The following is a 20,464-nucleotide window of genomic DNA, read 5'->3' as shown; positions in this document are numbered from 1 at the left end:
CCCTGGTCGCGGCTCCGGAGGACACCTCGGGCACCTGCGAGTGCCAGCTGGTGCCCAGCGGCCCGGGATTCGTGCTCGAGAACAACCTGCTGCTGCTGAACCAGCTGTTCTACTCGGCGACCCATCGCATCAGCGCCGTCAGCCCCTACTTCGTGCCCGACGAGTCGATGCTCTCGGCGCTGATCACCGCCGCACGCCGGGGAGTGGAGATCGAACTGTTCGTCTCCGAGATCGGGGACCAGTTCCTCGTCTTCCATGCCCAGCGCTCCTACTACACGGCGCTGCTGGAGGCCGGGGTGCGGATCCAGCTCTACCGGGCGCCGACGATCCTGCACGCCAAGCACGTGACCATCGACGACTCGGTGACCGTGATCGGGTCCTCGAACATGGACATCCGCTCGTTCATCCTCGACATGGAGAGCACGATCATGGTCGGCGGCACCGACTTCATGGAGAAGATGCACGAGGTCGAGGACGTCTACCGCTCCCGCAGCCGCGAGCTCACCCTGGAGGAGTGGCGCCGCCGGCCGATGCCCATGATGCTGCTGGACAACCTCTGCCGCCTGGCCTCGGCGGTCGTCTGAGGCCGGGTCTCAGCCGGACAGTCCGGTCAGGGACGAGAAGGCCTCCTCGGCGCCCTCCTCGTGCTCGGTGACGCCGACGGCGATCTCCGAGATGAAGGCGCTCGGCCCCTCGTCGGTATCGACCACGACGACCGTGATCCGGGTGGCGTCCGTTTTCTCGAGCGGGTCGTTCTGCCAGTTGACGGTCGCGGTGGTGCGGTATCCGGGCATTCCGGCGACGGTGACCGGCTCGGTGACCTCGTCGTCGAGGGTGCGGCCCGTCGCGTCCCCCCAGTCGGTCAGTCGGAACATGCAGTCGACGATGCGTTCGGAGGCGGCCTCGTCGCCGGGGTAGTCGACCCCCGGCTGCCACTCGACCTTCCCGACATGGAGCGTGGAGATCCAGGACTCCTCCACGGGGGCCGTGGCGACCTGGGTGTCATTGAGGAAGTAGGGGAAGAGGTTGTCCTGCCGGCCGGTGAAGGTCGACGGGGGGATGAACTCCAGCCCGCCGCCGCGCAGCTTCCCGGAGGGGTTCGAGGACGTCCGCTCGAAGGGCGGCTGCCAGCACAGCTCCTCCTCGACGGCCGTCGGCTCCTCCGTCTCCTCGCTCGTCTCCGGATCCGCGGGGGTCGAGGAGTTCGAGACCGAGGTGGGCGATGCGCCGCCCGACCCCCCGGAGGAGCGCACCACGAGGTACCCGACGGTGATGGCCACGATCAGCAGGAAGACCACGGCGAACGCGATGGCGCCGGTCAGGAGGGCAGTCCCGCGGCCGCCGCCCGGGCCGGGCGTCTGCGGGGTCGGGGTGTACTGCGGTCCGGTAGACACTGTCTGCTCCTTCTGGGCCGGGCTCGCACGCCGGCGTCACTCGACGACGTCGAGGCTGGCGATGATGTTCTCGAGGTCTTCGACATGTTCGGGCTGGTCGGCGGCGACGTCACTGGCCAGGGCGCTGGGACCGTTCGGGCCCTCCACGACGATCGAGGTGACCACGGAGGCGGACGAGCTCTCCAGCACGTCGGGATCCTCGAAGTGGTACGTGGCCTGCACGATCCATGCGGGCTGGCCGTCCACGGTCATGGTCTCGGAGCGGTAGTCCGTGATGTCGGGGTTCTCCCCGAAGTACTCCACGACGCCGGAGGTGGTGGCGTAGCACTGGAAGATCGCGACGGCGGCGCCCTCCAGGCCGGGGTACCCGCCGTCGTCCTCCTCGGGCCAGGTGACGCGGCCGACGTTGACCACGCTGTACCAGGGCTGCTCGACCTCTCGCGCCTTGGCCCCGACCTCGCTCATGTAGGGCAGCGGCTGGCTGCCCCAGGGGAAGTCCCACCCGTCGGGCACGGTGTACTCGAGGTCGCCCCCGCGGACGGTGCCGGGATCCGGCGAGGGCGCCTGGGCGCCGCTGTCAGGGATCGAGCACTCCGTGGTGGGTTCCTGGGTGAAGATCGGCGGGGGAGGGGCGATGTCCGGGTCCTCGGGGTCGGGCACGTACTCGGACTGGCCTTCGGCGCTGCGCGTCTCGGGTCCGTCCGCGGTAGGGGCGTCGTCCTCCTCCAGGACCGAGCGGAACACGGTCTGGGACAGCACCAGCGCGACGATGGCCAGCAGCACCACGCCGGATCCCACCACCGACAGCACCACGGCCAGGGTGCGCTTGCGCGCGCGCTCGCTGGGCTCACCGAGGGTGGCCGGGCCCTGAGAGCTCTGATAGTCGGGCAGGGCGCTCGGGTCCTGGTCGGCGAAGTCGGGCAGCCCGGATGACGCGGGCTGCCGATCCTCCCCGCTGGGATCCTGAGTCATTGCCACCTCCCGGCCCTGTGGGGCCCCTGACGCCCGCTCGGGGCTCTGTCCCCGGGTGATTCTCGCACGCACGGTCACAGCGCGCCGCACCAGGATAGGAACTCCAGAGACGGTTGGTACTCTCCGTCCACACGGCCACCGGAGGCGCCCGCTCCGGTCCGGGACCCCCGAGAGATGGAGACTGCATGCGCCCGCCCCTCGTCCTGACCATCGCCGGTTCCGACTCCGACGGCGCGTCGGGCATTCAGGCGGACCTGAAGACGTTCACCGCCCTGGGTGCCTACGGTGCGAGCGCGGTGAGCATGATCAGCGCCGTGAACACCCACGGGCTCCACGGCATCCACTACCTTCCGGGTGGCGTCGTCCGCAGCCAGATCGACGCGGTCGCCGAGGACCTGTGGATCGACGCCACCAAGATCGGCGCCCTGGGCAGCGCCGCCGTGGTCGAGGCCGTCGCGGACGCTGTGCGCGCTCACCGCGACCGGCTGGGCCGGATCATCCTGGATCCGGTGATGGTCGGCAGCGACGGCGCCGCCCTGATCTCCGCCGAGGGTGCCCGCGCGCTGCGCGAGACCCTGGTCCCGCTGGTGGACGTGCTGATCCCGAACATGGCCGAGGCCGCTCAGCTGCTGGGCCGGCCGGTCGCGACCTCCATCGACGAGATGCGCGGGCAGGCGCTGGCGCTGCAGGCGCTGGGCCCCCGGATCGTCCTGATCACCGGTGGACGACTGGTCGATGATGATGCGGTCGACGTGCTGGTCCACCCCGGCGGCACCGACCTGCTGCGGGCCGAGCGGATCCCGGGGCGGAAGGTGCGCGGGGCCGGTTCCACCCTGTCGGCGGCGATCGCGGCGCAGCTCGCCCGCATCGAGGAGTTCGACCGGGCCGGTGAGCTGGGGGAGATCGGGGAGAAGGGGTCGGACGACGACATGGCCACGATCGTCGCCTCGGCGCGCGAGTTCCTCGCCAGCGCCATCGAGAACGCCGAGGAGTGGAAGGTCTCGCGGCGCACCCGCGGAGGCTACGGTCCGCTCAACCACCTCATCACGCTCGACAAGAGCTGACCGGCCCGCCCCGTTCTCCCCGAGTCGCTCCGCGCCTCACTCCTCGAGCAGGCCCATGCTCTCCTTGAGCGCGAGCACGCGGCCGACGGACTCCTGCAACCTCTCCCGGTGCTCCTCGCTCTCGGCCGCCCACTGCTCGATGGCGTCGACCAGCTCACCGGTCAGGGACGCATCGGCCGTCAGCACCACGTCCCCGCCCGCCTCGAGCGGGCGCGTGGCGCGCTGGGCCACGGGAACGTCGGCGACGGCCTCCGCGGCCCCGATGTCGTCGGTGATCACGACGCCGTCGAAGCCGAGCTGGTCGCGCAGCAGATCCTGCACGGCGGCGCGGGAGAACATCGCCGGCACGTCGGGCTCCAGCCGCGGGTAGATCGCAGAGGACATCATCACCAGTCCCGCCCCGGCCTCGATCCCGGCGGCGAAGGAGTCCAGGAACGGATCGTCGGCGCCGGTGACGTCGTCGACGATGCCCTCGGCGGAGAAGTCGGTGTTCTGCTCCACCCGACCCAGCCCCGGGAAGTGCTTGAGCGTCGCGGTGACCCCGCGGTCCGCCAGCGCCTCGGTCGCCGCGGCCACGCATCGGGCGACGTGCTCCGGGTCGGTGCCGAAACCGCGATCCAGGCCGCCGACCGGCTCGTTGGCATCTCCCAGGTCGGGGTCGACCACGTCGGCCACCGGCGCGAGCGCGACCCCGATGCCATGGCCGGAGAGGTCCTCGCCGATGCTCGTGTACGCCTCCGTCACGGCGCCCGGTCCCTGCTCCCCGAGCTCCTCGGCCGACGGGGTCCGACGGGCGGCGTCCCCGCGCAGCATCCTGACCTGCCCGCCCTCCTGGTCGACCGCGATCAGAGGTCCCAGGTCGCCTCGGGACCCGTCCCGGGCCTCGGCCACGATCTCGTCGACGGCGTCGCCGTCCTCCCACACCTGGAGCAGGAGGATCCCGCCGGCATGGTGGTCGGAGAGCACTTCGGACGGGATCTGCTGGCCGGCGTGGATCCCGACCAGGACCAGCTGACCGGCCAGTTCGCGCGGGCCGAGCTCCTCGAGCAGCGCCTCCGCCCTCGTCGGCGGCTGCGTGCTCGGTTCGGTGCTGGGCTCCTGAGTCGGCGCCGCGGACTCCTCGGGCCGGGTGCCTTCGGGGTCGCTCGGCGTGGTGGCCTCGGGATCGGCCGAGATCGGGTCCGACCGGTTCGTGCAGGCGGCCAGTGCCGCCGTGGGGGCGAGAGCCAGGAGATGACGTCGACGCATGCCAGAAGTGTTCCACGGCGGAGGCACCAGGGCCCATGTGGCATGGCCTTCGCGGCGAAGTGACCTGCGTCGCCGCGTGCCCCGTAGGCTGGAACCCATGAGCGCGCCGACACCTTCCGCCCAGGACCACCCGCGGGCCGCCTCGGTCGAGTCCGGCACCGGCACACCGCTGGCCACGTGGGTCCAGCGCATCGAGGACGCCGGAGGCCGCGACCTCGATCATGCCGCCATCGCCCGCCTGCTGCCGCAGCGCTGGGACATCACCGAATGGTGGGCACAGGGCGTGACCATCGCCTATGAGCAGCTGATCGGCCGCCGCGTCGTCGGCCAGAGCTGCGACGGGGACTTCGCCGCCTCCGCCTCCCGCACCGTCACCGGGGACCCGGACGCCGTGCGCGAGCTCTGGGACGACTTCATGACCCCGGTGCGCCGTGAGGAGCTCGGGCTCGAGGAGCCGACGCTGACCGACACCGCGACGTGGCGCTACTGGCGTGCCGCCGTCCAGGACGGCACCCGGGTCTCGGTGAACATCACCCGCAAGGACGGCGCGCCCGAGAACCCCCGCTGCACTCTGGGCCTGGAGCACAAGCGCCTCGAGACCGCCGAGGCACGCGACGCCTGGAAAGCCGTCTGGAAGTCCGTCCTCACCGAATTCGCCGCCTTCGAGAAGGAGACCCGATGACCGACGCCGCCGCCCAGCCGGCCCCGAGCCCGCAGCTGCCCGCTGCCGACGGCAGCTCGGACCCGCACCAGTGGCTGGAAGATGTCACCGGCGAGGAGGCGCTGGCCTGGGTCCGCGATCGCAATGCACGCGCCGAGGCCGAGCTCGAGGCCGTGCCCGATCCCCGCGAGCCCGGCGGCGCGCCGCTCGCGGAGACCCTCCACCAGGAGATCCGCGAGATCCTCGATGCGAAGGACAAGATCCCCGGCGTGGTCAAGCGCGGGCGGTACCTCTACAACTTCTGGACCGACGCGGAGCACGAACGCGGGCTGTGGCGGCGCACCACGCTGGAGTCCTACCGCACCGACGAGCCGGAGTGGGAGATCCTGCTGGACGTCGATGCGCTGAACGAGGCCGAGGGCGAGGACTGGGTGTGGCACGGCGCCAGCCTGCTGCGGCCCGCGGGCGCCGCCGACGGCGAGCCCTATCGTCACGCGCTGATCGACCTCTCCCACGGCGGTTCCGACGCCGACGTCACCCGCGAGTTCGACCTCGAGACCCTGCGCTTCGTCCCCGAATCCGAGGGCGGCTTCGTCCGGCCCGAGGCCAAGGGGAGCCTCAGCTGGATCGACGCGGACACCGTCTGGGTCTGCACGGACTTCGGTGAGGGCACCGTGACCAGCTCCGGATACGCCCGCCAGGCTCGGCTCTGGCGGCGCGGCACGCCCCTGGCCGAGGCCGAGCTCGTCCACGAGGTCGCCGAGAACGACATGGCGATCTTCGCCGCCCACGACTCCACGCCCGGCTGGGAGCGCGACTGGATCATCGAGGCCCACGCCTTCTACGACAACACCATCCATGTCGTCGACCGCAGTCAGTCCCCGCCCACCCTGGAGACGATCGAGGTGCCGCGGGACCTGGAGGCCAGCGCGCACCGGGACCTGGGAATCTTCACTCCCCGCAGCGACTGGGAGATCGGGGGCGGCACGTACCCCGCGGGCTCCCTCGTCGTCGGAGACTTCGAGAGCTTCCAGCGCGGCGAGCCCGAGCTGCACATGCTCTTCGAACCCACCGCGACCACGTCGCTGGCGGACATGACCATCACTCGCAGCACGGTGGTGCTCTCGGTCCTCGAGGATGTCATCCACCGTCTCGAGGTCCACACCCGCGACGAGCACGGCCAGTGGGTGCGCCGCGACCTCTACCCGGAGCTGAGCGGCTCCCTCGGGGTCTCCGCCGTCGACCCCGACGAGAACGATGAGATCTGGGTGAGCGTCACCGGCTTCATCGAACCCACCACCCTGCGCCTCGGCGACCTCTCCGAGGTGCCCGCCGACGGTGAGCCCGGTGACCTCCAGCTGGTCAAGTCCACCCCCGCCCGCTTCGACGCCGACGGTCTCGAGGTCAGCCAGCACTTCGCCACCAGCGACGACGGCACCCGCGTGCCGTACTTCGAGATCTCCCGACCGGCGAGTGCGGAGGCCGCCGAGCCGGCGCCGACGCTGATGTTCGGCTACGGCGGGTTCGAGATCTCCCTGACGCCGTCCTACCTGGGAGCCATCGGCAAGGCGTGGCTCGAACGCGGCGGCACCTATGTGCTGGCCAACATCCGCGGCGGCGGGGAGTACGGGCCCACCTGGCACCAGGCAGCTCTGCGCGAGAACCGTCACCGCACCTACGAGGACTTCGCCTCCGTGGCCCGGGACCTCCTCGAGCGCGGCGTGACCGATCGTGAGCACCTCGCCGTGCGCGGCGGCTCCAACGGCGGCCTGCTCACCGGGAACATGCTGGTCCAGTACCCCGACCTGTTCGGTGCCGTGATCATCCAGGTCCCGCTGCTGGACATGAAGCGGTACAACCAGCTGCTGGCCGGTTACTCCTGGATGGCCGAGTACGGCGACCCGGACACCGAGGACTGGGAGTTCCTGCGCACGTTCAGCCCGTACCATCTGCTGGCCGAGGAGCGCGCGGCGGACTACCCGCCCACGTTCCTGCTCACCTCCACCCGCGATGACCGGGTCCATCCGGGGCACGCCCGGAAGTTCACCGCCGCCCTGGAATCTCTCGGGGCCGACGTGCGCTCGTGGGAGAACACCGAGGGAGGCCACGGCGGTGCCGCCACCAACGAGCAGGCCGCGCGCATGAATGCCCTGCTGTACACGTTCCTGTGGAAGACCATCGGCACCGACGACGGGGCGGCATCATGAGCCCCAGCCACCGCGGCGAGCCCGTGGAGCCGGCCGGGACCCCGTCGGCCCCGATGGCGCCGGAGCCCTCGGTTCCGGACGCGTCCGTCGGGCCCGTCACGGACGACCCCGACGGCTCCGCACCCGCCCCGCCGGACTCCGACGAGCTCGACGTCCTGGTCGACCGGCTCGCCGCCGAGCAGGCCCTCAGCGCGGACGAGGAGGCTCCCGCTGCGGTCGCCGAGGGCGAGCGACCGGAGCCGCCGGATCTCGCCGGAGAGATGGAGACCCTCGCCGGGTTCCTCGACTTCCTGCGCGCGACGATCGTGTGGAAGGTCGCGGGCCTCAGCGACGAGCAGGCCTCGGCCCGTCTGGTCGGCTCGCAGACCACGGTGACCGGAGTGCTCCGTCACCTGTCGGGCGCCGAGCGCTACTGGTTCCGCGAGGTCCTCGGCGCCGTCCCCGCCGAGGAGGTGGGCTATCGCTGGGACGAGTCCGGACCGGGGTCCCAGTGGAGCCTCGAGGACGGCGCCTCGCTCGAGGAGGCGGTGACCGAGTACACGGCCGCCACGGAGGCCTCGCGCGCGCAGCTCGCCGGCCGCGAGCCGGACGAGGAGCTGCGCGGGACGCGGGAGGCCCGCACGGTCCGCTGGGTGCTTGCCCACATGGTCGAGGAGACCGCGCGCCATGCCGGCCAGCTCGACATCCTGACCGAACTCCTGGACGGCCGTACCGGCGAGTGAAACTGCCCTTCGTGAAGACGGCCGACCTCTTCGAGCGCTCCGCGCAGGACGAGCTGCTGCAGATCCGCAACGACCTGATGACGGTCTACCGCGAGGTCTCCGCGGATGAGGATCGCCTGTTCCCGCTGCGCTTCGCCCGCACCACGCCGCGCCGGCTGCGGCGCGGGCGCACCGGGCAGGCGGTGCGGTCGCGGCTGCCGGAGACCGGGCACTGGGATCCCTCAGTCGGCGTGGCCGAACCGCAGGTGCCCGTGCTGCTCATCCCCGACGGGCCCGCCCGCGCCTCCGTGCTGCCCTACGACGCGCTGCGCCGCAACCTTGCGGGCCACGGGCTGGACGTGCTCATGATGGAGCACCGGGGAGTGGGGCTCTCCCGCCTGGACGCGACGGGGGAGGACCTGCCGGCCCATGCCATGACGCTGCGGGAGGTGATCCGGGATCTGCTGGCGGTGCTGGACCGGGCCCGCGCGCAGCAGGTCGCCGTCTACGGCACCGGATACGGCGCCTATCTGGCGCAGGCACTGGCCGTGCTCCACCCCGAGCGGGTGCACTCGCTGGTGCTGGACTCGCCCCTGACCAGCGCCGAGGACGAAGCCGTCGCCCAGGCCGCGCTGCGGGACATGTACTGGAACGGCACCGAGCCGGCGACGTCGAGCACGGCGGCGGTCCTGCGTCGACTGGCCGAGGCCGAGAACGTCGACATCCACCGGGCCGGTCCCGTCGTCCTCGCCGTGCACGAGCACGGCGGGCCGTCGGCGGTGCGGGAGCTCGTCGACCTGCTCTCGGTGGGGCGTGGCCGGCTGACCTGGAACAGCGTGCGCCAGGTGCTCAATCAGGGATGGTTGCAGTCCACGCCCTACGTGATGGAGCACGATCTGACCTCGCGGATCTCGCACACCGAGCTGGGCCGCGGATCCCACGCCGACGGAGGTCCTCTGGACGCGCTGATCGTGGACGGGGAGCAGGCCCGAGCCGTGCCGCCGTTCCACGGCGAGGTGCTGGACCTGCATGCTCTGGCCCCCGCGATCACGGCCCCCACGCTCGTGATCACGGGAACACAGGACCTGGTGGCCCCGCCCCGCATCGCCCGGGAGCTGGCGGCGCGGATTCCCGGTGCCGAACTGCTGGAAGTGCGCGGCGCCGGCAACTCGATGCTCGATTCCCGCAGCCAGATCACGCAGATCGCCGCTCGCTGGAGCGCCTGCGGCACGGCGCACCGGCTGCCGGAGTGGGCGGACGAGCTCGCGGCGCTGCCGGCCACGCCGACGGACCAGGCGCTCTCCCGAGGCCTGCAGATCGCGCTGGCCGCCGAGAGGTACTCGCCGTGGCGCCTGCGCGTGGAGTCCGTCCGAGCAAAGCGGGAACAGGCCCACGTCGATCCCCGCGCACGCCGCACGCGCCACGTGAAGATCGACTGATCACCGGCGTTCCGTACCGCATTCCCCCGAATTGTGACCCTCGCGATCAGCAGTCGCCGTTTCTCCGGCGCGGCATCAGGCATATCCTTTCCTCACGGAGAACAGGGGGCCGGGCGAATATCCGACGGCCGGAAAGCTCCGTCGTGATCGGGAGGGGATCCATGCGAAAGCGAGCCAGGGGCATCCGCAGCGAGGTGCCGCTGCGTACCCGGCCGTGGGCGAGCATCCTCATGGCCACCGGGAGCGTCGCCGCGGTGGGCACGGCGGCAGGTTTCGGCATCGTGGGAATCGGCCCGCTGGCCGCACTCGCCGGCGATACCGAGCAGGTCACCGAGTCCCGCCAGAGCGAGTCCGCGCCGTCCGACGGGGGAGGCGACGTGCCCGTTCCCGCGAGCGTGCCCGCGCCTCCGGAGCCCTCCGCGACGACGACGGAGCCGGCGGAACCGAGCGAGACCCCCGAACCGACCGAGACCGCTGAACAGACCGAGGTCCCCGAGCCCACCGTCGAGGAGACCACCGAGGCGGAGGACGTGCCCACACCGGACCAGCCGGCGGAATCGTCCCGCGAGCAGACTCCGGGAAGCGGAAGCGGCGGCGGAAACGGCGGTGGAAGCGGAAGCGGTGGTGGAAGCGGAAGCGGCGGCGGTGGTGGAGCGCCGAGGCCAGCTCCGCACCCGGAGCCGGCCCCTGATCCCACGCCGAACCCGCCCCCGACTGAGAGCCCGGATCCGGAGGAGGGACAGGACCCGCCGAGCGAGGGCCAGGACCCGCCGACCGACGGTGAGGATCTGCCGGGTGACGGTGAGGACCCGCCCGGCGAGGGAGGGGACCAGCCGGGCGGTGGCCAGAGTTCTCCGCCGGACGGCGAGGATCCGTCGGACGAGGTATCTACCCCGCCGCAGGACGGGGAGGGCCGGCCGGGCGGAACCGGCTCACCGGTGCCGACCCCCACCTCCACGTCGGCCTCGCCCTCGCGAACCACGGACGCGTAGGGCGCCGGCGGCGAGGCACACCTGCCGGCTCTCCGATCGCCGACCTACGGCCGGCAGACGACCGTGAAACCCCCGTCCTCGTAGGTCGTCTCGTACTCCGTGCCCCAGCGCTGCTGCGCCCACAGCGCGACGTCCTCGGGCGGGCGACCGTCCCAGGAGAAGGCGTACCGATCACTCAGCACGCAATCGGGAACGCGCTGATTGGGCCCGTGGGTCCACTGCACGTCATGATCCGGGACCGCGTGAGCCATCAGCGTGATGTCGACCGCGAGCACCGCGCCGTCGGGCACTGCCTCGAGCGCTTCGGCGGCCGGTACGGCGCGCCAGGTGGGCTCCCACTTCTGGGGCCGGAAGATGTCCAGGACCGGCATCGCCCCGGCCAGCACCAGCGTCACCGCGGCTGAGGCGGCGACCGCCGTGATCCGGAGACGGCGCACGGGGATCGGTGCATCCTCACGCAGCCAGGCCGTGGCCCGTCCCGTGCGCCTGTCCCCGAGCGCATCCAGCATCGCTGCCAGCGCGATCGGCATCAGGATCGCGTTGTAGTGCCAGTACCAATCCCAGTAGAACTCCACCGTCCCGGTGAACCGCCACGCCAGAGTCGGCAGCATCAGCGCGATCAGCGGGGAGCGAGCCCCGATCAGCCCCGCGGCCAGCAGCAGCATGAGCACCGTCAGCCATTTCATCGGCGGCCAGAACACCTCGAACGGAGAGCCGAGGTTATCGGTGTAGTCGTACTGCCCTGCCGGGTTCAGCAGCGGCAGGATCACGAACGTCGCCATGATGAACCAGCCGGCGCCCCAGCAGACGAGGCCGAGTCCTTCGGTGCGGTACTCGCGGTGACGCAGGGCGATGATGCCGCCCAGCAGCGCGACGGTCAGCCCCAGATCCTCCTTGACGAAGACCAGCGGCGCGGCCCAGAGGATCGCACCCAGCATCCGTTCGCGCAGCAGTGCGGTCAGCGACAGGGCGAGCAGCGGCACCGCGACGGCGATCTCGTGGAACTGCACCGCGGCCGCCGACTGCAGGCCGAAGGAGAAGACGTACGCCGCGCCCGTGAGCGCACCGAGCGGCGCGCCGAGCCGATCGATGGCCAGGCGCGTCAGAGGGATGGCGGAGAGGCCGAACAGCAGGGCCTGGGCCCACAGCAGCGCCTCCCCGGAGGGCCACGCCCACCACACCGGGGCCAGCAGGGCCAGGATCGGATGGAAGTGATCGCCGAGGAGATTCACGTCGTCGCCCTTGATGGGGACGATGGGCGCGCGCAGCTCGCCGTACGCGCGGGCGAGCTGGGTGAAGATTCCCAGATCCCAGGAGCGCGCGACGAGATGGTGGAACTGCTGCGAACCGAGCAGCCCGTAGGCGAGCGTCGCGAGCACGGCCAGCAGCGGCGGGACCAGGCGGCGCGTCCGCTGGTGACCGCGACCGGGGCGCGGCGTGACCCGCTCCGGCCGGGAGGCGTGGGCGGCGAGGTTCACGGGGGCGAGGGTATACGGCCGGTCCGCGCTCCGCGGATTCCTGGCTGCCACGTCGCCGCCCGCGCGCCCGGAGCGGAGGTCGAGCGCAGGATTCGCTCGGACGGAGACTCTAGTATTCGGTCATGACCACGCTCTCCGGGGGCCGACTGCTCCGCATCGCCGCTGCGGCCGGGGCCGTCGGGGCTCTCGGCCTCATCGAGCATCGCCGTCTGGGGCCGTGGTCCCACGCGGCCTATCGCCTCGGGTACGCGGCGACGACCGGCATGATCGTGGCCGATGCCGCCCGCCGGGACCAGCCCCTGCTGGACCCGGTCCGGGACGGCATCGTCACCGGTGGCGTCACCCTGGGGATGATGGGCGCGTTCGAACGGGTCGATGCGGCGATCATCGAGGGGTTGCGGGGCGCGGGAGTCCGTCGGGCCCGTCCGCTGCTGGCGGCGCTCGGTGCGGTCGCCACGGTGGCGCTGTACGGGATGTCGAGCGTGGAGGGCCAGAGCCACCGCTGGGGCTCGATCGACGAGATCTTCGACGAGCCGGAACTGGCCGATCTTCCCGGCGAGGCCAGGGCACTCGCGGCGGCGCTGCTGGAGCCCCCCGACGACGGGCCGGTGCTTCCCGGTGCCCGGACGCTGCGCGACCAGCTCGCCACCGCTCGGAGTGTCGATCCGGGCTATCTCAGCAGCGACGTGCAGATCGTGGTCGAGCAGCCCGAGCGGCTCGCCGTGCCCCGGAATCAGACCTGGCCGGTGACCGGGGAGTTCACGCGTGCCGGCATCCGCTTCCTGGTGCGGCTGCAGATCAGCGACGGCATGCTGAGCCTGCTCAGTGTCACCGTGCCGGACGGGGAGCGGCGCGTTCAGCAGGCGCTCGAGCACCTCGCCTCGCCCGGATTCGTCCTGCCCAGCCCCGACGAGCTCACGCTGCGCGTCGAATCCGACCGGCCGGACTGACCTCGCCGGCGACTGCCACGCCGGTCACGCCAGTGAGCAGGCGACGCCGTTGAACCCGTGATTGCAATAGGCACCGGGATTCTTCGCGAGGAACTGCTGATGCTCGGGCTCGGCCGTGTAGTACGTGCCGTCCCCGGCCTCCGCCAGCGGCTTCAGCTCAGTGGTGATGCTCCCGCGGCCGGCGCCGTGGAGCGCCTCCTGGTAGCGCTCCGCGGAGTCGCGCACGAGCTCGCCCTGGGCCTCGGACGTCCAGTACACGGCGCTGCGGTACTCGGTGCCGACGTCGTTGCCCTGGCGGTTCGCCGTGGTCGGGTCGTGTTGCTGCCAGAACTCCGTCAGCAGGGCGCGCAGGGTCTCGTCGCCCCCGGTGTAGATGACGCGGACCGCCTCGGCGTGACCGGTGCGAGCCGAGAAGACCTCCTCGTAGGTGGGGTGGGGCGTGTAGCCGCCGGCGTACCCCGCCGAGGTGGTGTGCACGCCCGGGATCTGCCACGCGATGCGCTCGATGCCCCAGAAGCAGCCGCCGGCCAGGATGATCTCCTCGCTGCCCGCCGGCCACGGGCGCGGGTCCGCGGGGGCATCGGGGCCGAGCATGTCGGTGCCCAGCACGAGATGCTCGCGCTCGAGCCGGTACGGATACGCATCGCGACCCGGGAGAGCATCCTCCGGCGCGACCATGTCCTTCTTGTGCGCATACAGGAGATCCATCATCTGCCACATGCCGTTCACGGTAGCTCTGCGCGGCCGCGCGCGGGAGAGGCCAGGGACGCTTCTCACGGGGAGGGCCGGGCGCGGAAGGATCACCGTGTGCGGGGCAGCACCGTCGCCAGCAGGGCGAGCACGGCCAGGACGCCGGCGACCAGCATCCACGGACCGAACTGGAGCCCGGAGAGCGCCAGCACCACGACTCCGCCCACGACGCTGACAGCGAGGACCGCCGCGAATCCGCGCCCGCCGAGAGACCAGGCCGAGCGCTCGAACACGCCATGCGCGGGCAGCGTGGCAGCCAGCGCGAACGCCGAGTGCGACACCAGCAGAGCGACCCCCACGCCGGCGGCGCGCACCAGCGTCAGCTCGTCCTGCCCTACGAGGGCGAGGATGATGACCAGGGGCGCCAGCAGGCCGATGTCACTGTCCGGATTGACCACCTGGACCAGCACCGACAGGCCGACGCCCAGCGTGACCAGCACCGTGCCGATATGTACGAACAGCCCTCCCGGGAGCGTGAGGACCACAGCGATCGCCATGGCGATCAGCCCGGTTGCCCGGAGGGCCCACTGGCTGCCGCTGACGGTCCACAGCCCCAGCAGCAGGGTGGCCACCGGATCCAGCATTCTGCCCAGGCGCATCATGACCTCCTCATCCGTGGCGCCGAGCGCGCAGCGGACAACGACAGCAGCACCGGCGCGAGCGAGGAGGGGCCCTCCCAGGCCGTCACCGGGACCCCGGCCTCGCGCAGCTCGCGCACCGTCTTCTGTCGCAGCATCCGCCGCAGGGCCCACGCCTCGGGCCAGAAGCGATCGGAGATCCTGCCGTCCGTGCGCATCGGCTTGCCCCGCAGCACCGAGACGTCCCCGATGCTGGGCGGGAGGGTGTCCACGACGATCACGTCGGCCCCGTGCGCGACGAGCGTGCCGATCTGCGTCACGGCATCGGGGCTCAGCAGCGGCGAGCAGACGACCGTGAGCGTTCCGGGGCGCACTGTGTGCAGGCGGCGCGAGGGACGGGTGCGGCCGTCGGCCCGTCCGGCGCGCGAGAGGGCGTCGGTCAGCACGCGCAGCTGGCGCGGCCCCGTCCCGGCACGGACCGGCCCGATGAGATGGCCGATGTCGAACACGGCGACGCGGTCCCCGGTGGTGAGGTAGTGGCGCGCGATCGCCGAGGTGGCGCGCACGGTCATGTCCAGGCTGGTGGGCGCCTCCTCGCCGGCCCATGGGGCGGGCGGGATGTCGGCGATGGTGTCGGTGACGATGAGGACGTCGGTGTCCTGCTCGGTGAACGTGGCATTGGTGTGCAGCTGCCCGGTGCGGCTGGTGACGCGCCAGTTGATCCGGTGCAGCCGGTCCCCGGGCCGGAACGCTCGTACCTCGGCGAGGGCGGTGCCATCGCCGCGCCGGCGGGAGAGGTGCATGCCGCTGATCCCGATGGGCGTGGGGACCTCCGTCGGCGCGTCGAGCACCGTCGAGGACGGCACCACCTGCACCTCCAGCGGCGGCAGCTGCTGCTGGGCGCGGAAGGCGCCGAACGCATCGGTGGCCAGCACGTGTATCGGGCCCACGCGGACGCGTCCCCAGCGCTGCGCGCTGACCCGCAGGCGCAGGGACCCGTCGCCGGTCACGGAGCCGTGCCGTGGTCCGTACACGACGTGGGGCTGCATCGGGACCGTCGCCGCGGTGAGCACGCCGGGAGCGGTCGTCAGCGACACCGCGGCGGTACCGCCCTCCTCGAGCGAGCGACGGTTCGCCGACGCCTCCGGGGCTGCGACTCCGTGCTCCTCGCCCCGGGCGATGCGCCGCGCGAGGGCCACCAGCGCCCACGCCAGCAGCGGCAGCCCGGCGAGGATCAGCAGCGGCCGGCCGACCAGCACCGCCAGGCCCACCGCGGTGCAGCCGACCACGGCGGCCCGCACCAGGGCGGCCGTCGGCCGGGTGCGGACCAGCGGGAGCCGGGGTCCGTGGTTCTCCGCCGGCTGGTCTCGCCGGACACCCCTGAGCCCCGTGCCGGTCCCGGCGCTCACGTCGGCCTGCCGACGGGGTCGACGGCCGCCGGGACCGGCACCTGGCCGAGCACGGCCTCGACCACGCCGGCACCGGTCGCGTTCTGCAGCCACAGCTCGGGCTTGACCGTCACGCGGTGATCCAGCGCGGGGTGGGCGAGGGCCTTGATGTCCTCGGGCACCACGAAGGTCCGCCCGCGGATCACCGCGAGTGCGCGGGCGCAGGTGATCAGGGCGAGCGTGCCGCGCGGCGAGGCCCCGACCAGGGCATGCTGATGGGTGCGGGTGGCGGCGACCAGCTCGACCGCGTAGTGGCCCACCGAGTCCTCGACGTGGACGTCCTCGACCGCTGCCTGCACGCCCAGCAGCCCGGCGCCGTCGAGCACCTCGGCCACCGTCTGCTCCTCCCGCCGCCGGTCCAACCGGCGGGAGACGACGTCCCATTCCTGCTCGGCGGTCGGATATCCGAAGGACAGCCGCAGCAGGAACCGGTCCAGCTGCGCCTCCGGCAGCGGATACGTGCCCTCGTGCTCGATCGGGTTGGCGGTGGCCAGCACGTGGAAGGGCTGCGGCAGGGGGCGGGTGGTGCCCTCGACGGAGACCTGGCGCTCCTGCATCGCCTCCAGCAGCGCCGACTGCGTCTTCGGGGGCGTGCGGTTGATCTCGTCGGCCAGCAGCAGGCCGGTGAACACCGGTCCGGGGCGGAACACGAACTCTCCGGTGCGCTGGTCGAACACCTCCGCGCCGGTGAGGTCGGCCGGCAGCAGGTCGGGGGTGAACTGGGCGCGGGTGAAGGGCAGCCCCAGCGCCTGGGCGAAGGAGCGTGCCGCGAGGGTCTTGCCGAGGCCGGGCAGGTCCTCGAGCAGCACGTGGCCACCGGCGAGGATGCCGGTCAGCACCAGTTCGAGGGATTCGCGCTTGCCGACCACGGCGGTGGCGACGGCGTCGAGCACGGCCTGGGCGGCGGCTGTGGCCTCGGAGGCGTTCATGGGGGTGGGGTCGGTCATCGGTCCCTCTCCTCGCCGTCGGCGAGCTCTCGGAGATAGCGGTGCAGGGCGCGCCGGTCGATGGTGCCGACGGGGTGGCTCTGCGGGTCGGGGTGGCGGGCGTCGGCGATCAGCCGGCGCAGGCCGGAGCTCAGCGGTGGGGCATCCGGGTCGCGGGCGCGCTCGTCGGCGATGTCCCCGAGCACTCGGGCCAGGCCGCGGGAGGTCATGCGGCGATTCGGCTGGGCGCCGTGGATGAGGTCCTCGAGGCGGCGCACTCGCATGTCCTGGGCGTCGGGGAGGATGTAGCCGGTCTCGAGATCCAGCTCGGGGGTGTACAGCGGCTCCGCGCGGGCGATCCCGACGTGGAGGAGCCACCACAGGACCCCGGCGGCCAGGCCCAGGGCGATCGGGATCGGCACGGGGATGAGGAGCCCGGCCAGGGCGCAGAGCCCGAGGGCCGCGAACGTCCCCAGGAGGGCGACGGCGACCCGCCAGAGCAGCGGCAGCAGCGGACGGATCGCGGCGATCATGGCGATCGCCTCTCGGTCGGCGCGTCGAGATCGGCGGTGAGGCGGTCCAGGAGGGTCAGGGCCTCGTCGCGGTCGCTCTCGGCCAGCGGTGTGGGGTCGAACAATGCCCGCCGGTACAGCTGGGAGAGGCGGTCCAGGGATGAGCGGTCCAGCTCCAGCGTGCCCAGCACTGCGACGACGAACTCGAGCGTGGTCTGGGAGGGACTGCGGCGCACGCCCGCCTCGGCGATCGCCCGTTCCAGCGCGAGCCAGGCGGCGATCACGGCATCGTGGGCGTCGACGACCGTGGACAGCTGGGCTCGGGCATCCTCGAATGCGGCCTGCGCCTGCGCGGCGGTCAGCTCGTCCTCGTCCGCGTCGGCGGCGACGGCCGGGGTGGGACGCGCCAGCTTCCGCATCCGCAGCAGCAGCCACACCGCCAGCGCGGCCACGAGAGCGCCGAGCACCCAGAGGGTGATCTCGATCCCGGTGGAGCTCCCGTCGGACTGCGGCGGCGCGGCCGGCTCGCTCAGGCTGGGCAGGTCGGGCTGCGAGGGCTCCCTCTCGCGCAGGGGCGGCTCGAACTCCGGCTGGGTGCGACCGACGAACGTGGGGCCGGAGCCGCGGTCCGCGGCAGCCCCGAGGGTCGCCAGACCCACCCCGCCCAGCGCGGCGACCAGCAGCAGGAGCGCCACGACCCGTCGGCTCACGGCAGCGGATCCGGTGACGGCGGGGACGGCGAGCCGTGCGGAGAGGCGATCACGATGGCCTGCTCACCGGCGATGCGGGTGAGGATCAGGGTCGCGGATTCGTTGCCGAAGCGGCGGGGGCGCAGCTTGCGGCGCAGCTCGTCGGGCTCCACGGCAGTGCCGCGCTTCTTGATCTCCAGGACGCCGAGATGGTGCTCGCGCAGGTAGGAGATGAGGCGTTTGAGGCCGAACGGCATCACGTCCCGCACCGAGTAGCCGCGGGCGAAGGGGGTGTCGATCCGGCGGTCACCGGTGAGGTAGGCGATGGTCGGATCCACGGTGTGGGCGTCCAGGTCGGCCGCGAGACGCCCGATGAGCCCGGCACGGATGACGGCGCCGTCGGGCTCGTAGAGATGATCGCCGAGCGGGCCGGAGCCCGGGTCCGCGGTGGCGTCGGGTCCGTGATCGAGCCGGTGCGCCCCGTCCCGGTCGATCAGCACGGCCGACGAGGTGACGCCGGGGCGCGCCAGTGGACCGAACCAGGCGGTGGCCTCGAGGACCTGGCCGTGGAAGGAGAGCCACTGCACCTCGGTCTCGGCCGGCAGGTCGTCGCGATCGATGCCGGGGCCGAGCTTCGCCCCCAGGGGTCCGAACTCGTCGCCGCGACCGAGCCGGCGGGCGAGGTCGATCACCGTCGACAGCGGCGGCTCGTACTCCTCGGGATCGTGCAGACGGCGGGTGCCTCCGCGGGCCGGGGCACGGCGGCCCGGGTCCAGCCAGATGGCCTCGGTGTCGGTCGGGTCGTGGCCCTCGGCGCGGCCGAGGTTCACGGTGGCGGTGGGAAAGGGGCGCAGGTTCATGGTGGCCACGGCGACCGCGAGCGGGTCGCGGTCCACGGCGCGGACCTCGAGGCCGAGACCGGCGAGGGCCATCGCGTCGCCTCCGATGCCGCAGCCGAGATCGGCGACGGAGGAGATCCCGGCGCGCTGGAAGCGCTCGGCGTGCATGGCCGCGACCGGCAGTCGGGTGGCCTGTTCGAGGCCGTGCGGGGTGAACAGCATCGAGGAGGCGAACTCCCCGAACTTGTCGACCGCCCTGGCGCGCAGCCGTGCCTGGGTCATCACGGCCGAGACGAGCTCAGCGGAGTACCCGGCCTCGCGAAGGCGTGCGCCCTGGCGGAGGGCATCCTGCTCCCGGTACGGCGGCAGAGAGTTCAGCAGTGCCCATCCGGCGGGCTGGAGGACAGGCTCGAGCGCCTGGACCGCGGCGTCAGCGTCGTCGGGGGAGGGCGGAACCATGCCGACCAGGCTACCTGGTGGGCATGTGTCCCGGGTCACCGGTTCGGCGGTCGAGGATCCCTCGCCCTGCCGGGCACCCCGCGGAACAGCCTCAGGCCGACGTGTCGAGCACGAGCTTGCCGCGGGTGTGGCCGTCCTCGAGGAGGCGATGGGCCTCGGCGATCTCACTCAGCGGCAGCACCTGGGAGACCTCGAGCGGATAGTTGCCGGCGCGGATGCCCTGGACCAGGCGGTCCAGCCGGTCGCGGCCGGTCTTGATCTGCGGCACCCGTGCTTCCACACCCTTCTCGTGCGCGGGGGTGAGGTCGGCCAGGGTGGGCAGAGCGACCGCGAGCCCGCCCTCGGCCAGGTGGTCCAGGCTGGGCTCGAACGTCGAGTGGTAGTGCGTATCGAGGACGACGTCGACCCCGCGGCCGCCGGTCTCCTGACGGATCTGGGCCTCCCAGTCCTCGGCGTCGTAGGCGATGGGCGTCGCGCCCAGCTCGCGGATCCGCTCGGCGTTCGCCGCCCGTCCGGTGGCCCAGACCCGCTCGGCGCCGGCCTCCAGCACCATCGGGATCAGCAGCTGGCCGACGCCGCCGCTGCCACCGTGGACGAGCACCGTCTGGCCCGGCTGGATCTGCGCGGTGTCGTGGACGGTGGCGATGGCCGTCAGGCCGGCCAGAGCGAGGCCGGCCCAGCGGGGCAGGTCCTCGTCGGGGACCTCGTCCGGGATGGGGGCGAGCTCGTCGGCGCCGATCGCGATGACCTCGGCGGCCACTCCCCGGAGGTCGCCGGGTGCGCGCATCCCGAACACGCGGGTGCCGGGGGAGAGGCCGCGGGACCCGAGTTCGGCATCATCGAGGCCCGAACCCGCGAGCATCACCGTGCCGGCCATCTCGCGACCGGTGCCCGCCGGCAGCTCCAGCTCCTTCGCCTTGCCCGAGGAGCCGTCGCGCAGCTTGTAGTCCAGCGGATTCAGCCCCACGTAGGCCACGCGCACGAGCACCTCGTCGGGCCCGGGCTGGGGGCTCGGGGCGTCCGTGTGCAGGGTCAGGACCTCGGGGCCGCCGAAGCGGTCGAATCGGATCTCGCGCATGGATCCATCATGCACCCACGGGCGGGCCGGTGGCAGGATGCGGCGCCGGGCTGTGGACGGCCTCGGGGCCCGAGTCCGG

Annotated in this window: 20 protein-coding genes; 8 read left to right on the top strand and 12 right to left on the bottom strand. The window is 72.3% G+C overall.

The window, feature by feature from the left end:
* A partial coding sequence (locus AC5020_RS15355; protein WP_464988911.1) for a phospholipase D-like domain-containing protein occupies positions 1–584 on the top strand: 584 nt, incomplete at its 5' end.
* Positions 585–593: 9 nt separating this feature from the next.
* Here the strand turns inward: AC5020_RS15355 and AC5020_RS15350 are convergent.
* Both AC5020_RS15350 and AC5020_RS15345 read right to left on the bottom strand, forming a co-directional pair.
* The gene (locus AC5020_RS15350; protein ID WP_464988910.1) at positions 594–1,394 is read right to left on the bottom strand and encodes a hypothetical protein; all 801 of its coding nucleotides are present in this window, start codon (positions 1,392–1,394) and stop codon (positions 594–596) included.
* Positions 1,395–1,430: 36 nt separating this feature from the next.
* Positions 1,431–2,366 (bottom strand): hypothetical protein, encoded by a 936-nt coding sequence (locus AC5020_RS15345; protein ID WP_377016219.1) that lies wholly within the window; start codon positions 2,364–2,366, stop codon positions 1,431–1,433.
* 185 nt (positions 2,367–2,551) lie between these two features.
* Here AC5020_RS15345 and thiD point away from each other — a divergent pair, with 185 nt between their 5' ends.
* Positions 2,552–3,430, top strand: a complete 879-nt coding sequence (thiD, locus tag AC5020_RS15340) for a bifunctional hydroxymethylpyrimidine kinase/phosphomethylpyrimidine kinase (protein WP_464988909.1) — start codon at positions 2,552–2,554, stop codon at positions 3,428–3,430.
* 36 nt (positions 3,431–3,466) lie between these two features.
* On the opposite strand, the gene AC5020_RS15335 is transcribed toward thiD, so the two are convergent.
* Positions 3,467–4,678 (bottom strand): glycoside hydrolase family 3 N-terminal domain-containing protein, encoded by a 1,212-nt coding sequence (locus tag AC5020_RS15335; protein WP_464988908.1) that lies wholly within the window; start codon positions 4,676–4,678, stop codon positions 3,467–3,469.
* Positions 4,679–4,775: 97 nt separating this feature from the next.
* Here AC5020_RS15335 and AC5020_RS15330 point away from each other — a divergent pair, with 97 nt between their 5' ends.
* The 5 genes from AC5020_RS15330 (at position 4,776) to AC5020_RS15310 (ending at position 10,678) form a co-directional block, all read left to right on the top strand.
* On the top strand, positions 4,776–5,360 hold the full coding sequence (locus AC5020_RS15330; RefSeq protein ID WP_464988907.1) for a hypothetical protein: 585 nt from the start codon (positions 4,776–4,778) through the stop codon (positions 5,358–5,360).
* On the top strand, positions 5,357–7,546 hold the full coding sequence (locus tag AC5020_RS15325) for a prolyl oligopeptidase family serine peptidase (RefSeq protein ID WP_464988906.1): 2,190 nt from the start codon (positions 5,357–5,359) through the stop codon (positions 7,544–7,546). Before AC5020_RS15330 ends, AC5020_RS15325 begins: the two co-directional genes overlap by 4 nt.
* Positions 7,543–8,268, top strand: coding sequence for a DinB family protein (locus tag AC5020_RS15320; protein WP_464988905.1), 726 nt, complete (start codon positions 7,543–7,545; stop codon positions 8,266–8,268). Before AC5020_RS15325 ends, AC5020_RS15320 begins: the two co-directional genes overlap by 4 nt.
* An 11-nt stretch (positions 8,269–8,279) precedes the next feature.
* The gene (locus AC5020_RS15315; protein ID WP_464988904.1) at positions 8,280–9,686 is read left to right on the top strand and encodes an alpha/beta fold hydrolase; all 1,407 of its coding nucleotides are present in this window, start codon (positions 8,280–8,282) and stop codon (positions 9,684–9,686) included.
* A 161-nt stretch (positions 9,687–9,847) separates the two neighbouring features.
* Positions 9,848–10,678, top strand: a complete 831-nt coding sequence (locus AC5020_RS15310) for a hypothetical protein (protein WP_464988903.1) — start codon at positions 9,848–9,850, stop codon at positions 10,676–10,678.
* A gap of 44 nt (positions 10,679–10,722) precedes the next feature.
* On the opposite strand, the gene AC5020_RS15305 is transcribed toward AC5020_RS15310, so the two are convergent.
* Positions 10,723–12,156: a DUF2079 domain-containing protein gene (locus AC5020_RS15305; protein WP_464988902.1), complete on the bottom strand. Its 1,434-nt coding sequence runs from the start codon at positions 12,154–12,156 to the stop codon at positions 10,723–10,725.
* 122 nt (positions 12,157–12,278) lie between these two features.
* On the opposite strand from AC5020_RS15305, the gene AC5020_RS15300 reads away from it, so the two are divergent.
* Positions 12,279–13,106: a hypothetical protein gene (locus AC5020_RS15300; protein ID WP_464988901.1), complete on the top strand. Its 828-nt coding sequence runs from the start codon at positions 12,279–12,281 to the stop codon at positions 13,104–13,106.
* Between the two features lie 24 nt (positions 13,107–13,130).
* Here AC5020_RS15300 and msrA read toward each other — a convergent pair whose 3' ends face one another.
* The 8 genes from msrA to AC5020_RS15260 all read right to left on the bottom strand — a co-directional run bounded on the left by msrA (position 13,131) and on the right by AC5020_RS15260 (position 20,385).
* Positions 13,131–13,826, bottom strand: a complete 696-nt coding sequence (gene msrA, locus AC5020_RS15295) for a peptide-methionine (S)-S-oxide reductase MsrA (RefSeq protein WP_377803440.1) — start codon at positions 13,824–13,826, stop codon at positions 13,131–13,133.
* Between the two features lie 80 nt (positions 13,827–13,906).
* Entirely contained in the window at positions 13,907–14,458 is a 552-nt protein-coding gene (locus tag AC5020_RS15290; protein WP_464988900.1) for a hypothetical protein, read from the bottom strand.
* Positions 14,455–15,843: a DUF58 domain-containing protein gene (locus AC5020_RS15285; RefSeq protein ID WP_464988899.1), complete on the bottom strand. Its 1,389-nt coding sequence runs from the start codon at positions 15,841–15,843 to the stop codon at positions 14,455–14,457. The genes AC5020_RS15290 and AC5020_RS15285 overlap by 4 nt, the downstream gene beginning before the upstream one ends.
* Positions 15,840–16,829, bottom strand: a complete 990-nt coding sequence (locus tag AC5020_RS15280) for an AAA family ATPase (protein ID WP_464988898.1) — start codon at positions 16,827–16,829, stop codon at positions 15,840–15,842. Before AC5020_RS15280 ends, AC5020_RS15285 begins: the two co-directional genes overlap by 4 nt.
* Positions 16,826–17,341: a hypothetical protein gene (locus AC5020_RS15275; RefSeq protein WP_464988897.1), complete on the bottom strand. Its 516-nt coding sequence runs from the start codon at positions 17,339–17,341 to the stop codon at positions 16,826–16,828. The genes AC5020_RS15280 and AC5020_RS15275 overlap by 4 nt, the downstream gene beginning before the upstream one ends.
* Positions 17,338–18,030, bottom strand: coding sequence for a DUF4129 domain-containing protein (locus AC5020_RS15270; protein ID WP_464988896.1), 693 nt, complete (start codon positions 18,028–18,030; stop codon positions 17,338–17,340). The genes AC5020_RS15275 and AC5020_RS15270 overlap by 4 nt, the downstream gene beginning before the upstream one ends.
* Positions 18,027–19,307: a THUMP-like domain-containing protein gene (locus tag AC5020_RS15265; RefSeq protein ID WP_464988895.1), complete on the bottom strand. Its 1,281-nt coding sequence runs from the start codon at positions 19,305–19,307 to the stop codon at positions 18,027–18,029. The genes AC5020_RS15270 and AC5020_RS15265 overlap by 4 nt, the downstream gene beginning before the upstream one ends.
* A gap of 91 nt (positions 19,308–19,398) precedes the next feature.
* Positions 19,399–20,385 carry an NADP-dependent oxidoreductase gene (locus AC5020_RS15260; protein ID WP_377016253.1) on the bottom strand — a complete coding sequence of 329 codons (987 nt, stop codon included), beginning with the start codon at positions 20,383–20,385 and terminating at the stop codon, positions 19,399–19,401.
* Positions 20,386–20,464: the final 79 nt, after the last annotated feature.

It is taken from the genome of Brachybacterium sp. SYSU DS0246, from assembly GCF_059391765.1.
The sequence above is the reverse complement of the archived record's forward strand: the minus strand, read 5'-3'. Positions and strand labels throughout refer to the sequence as shown.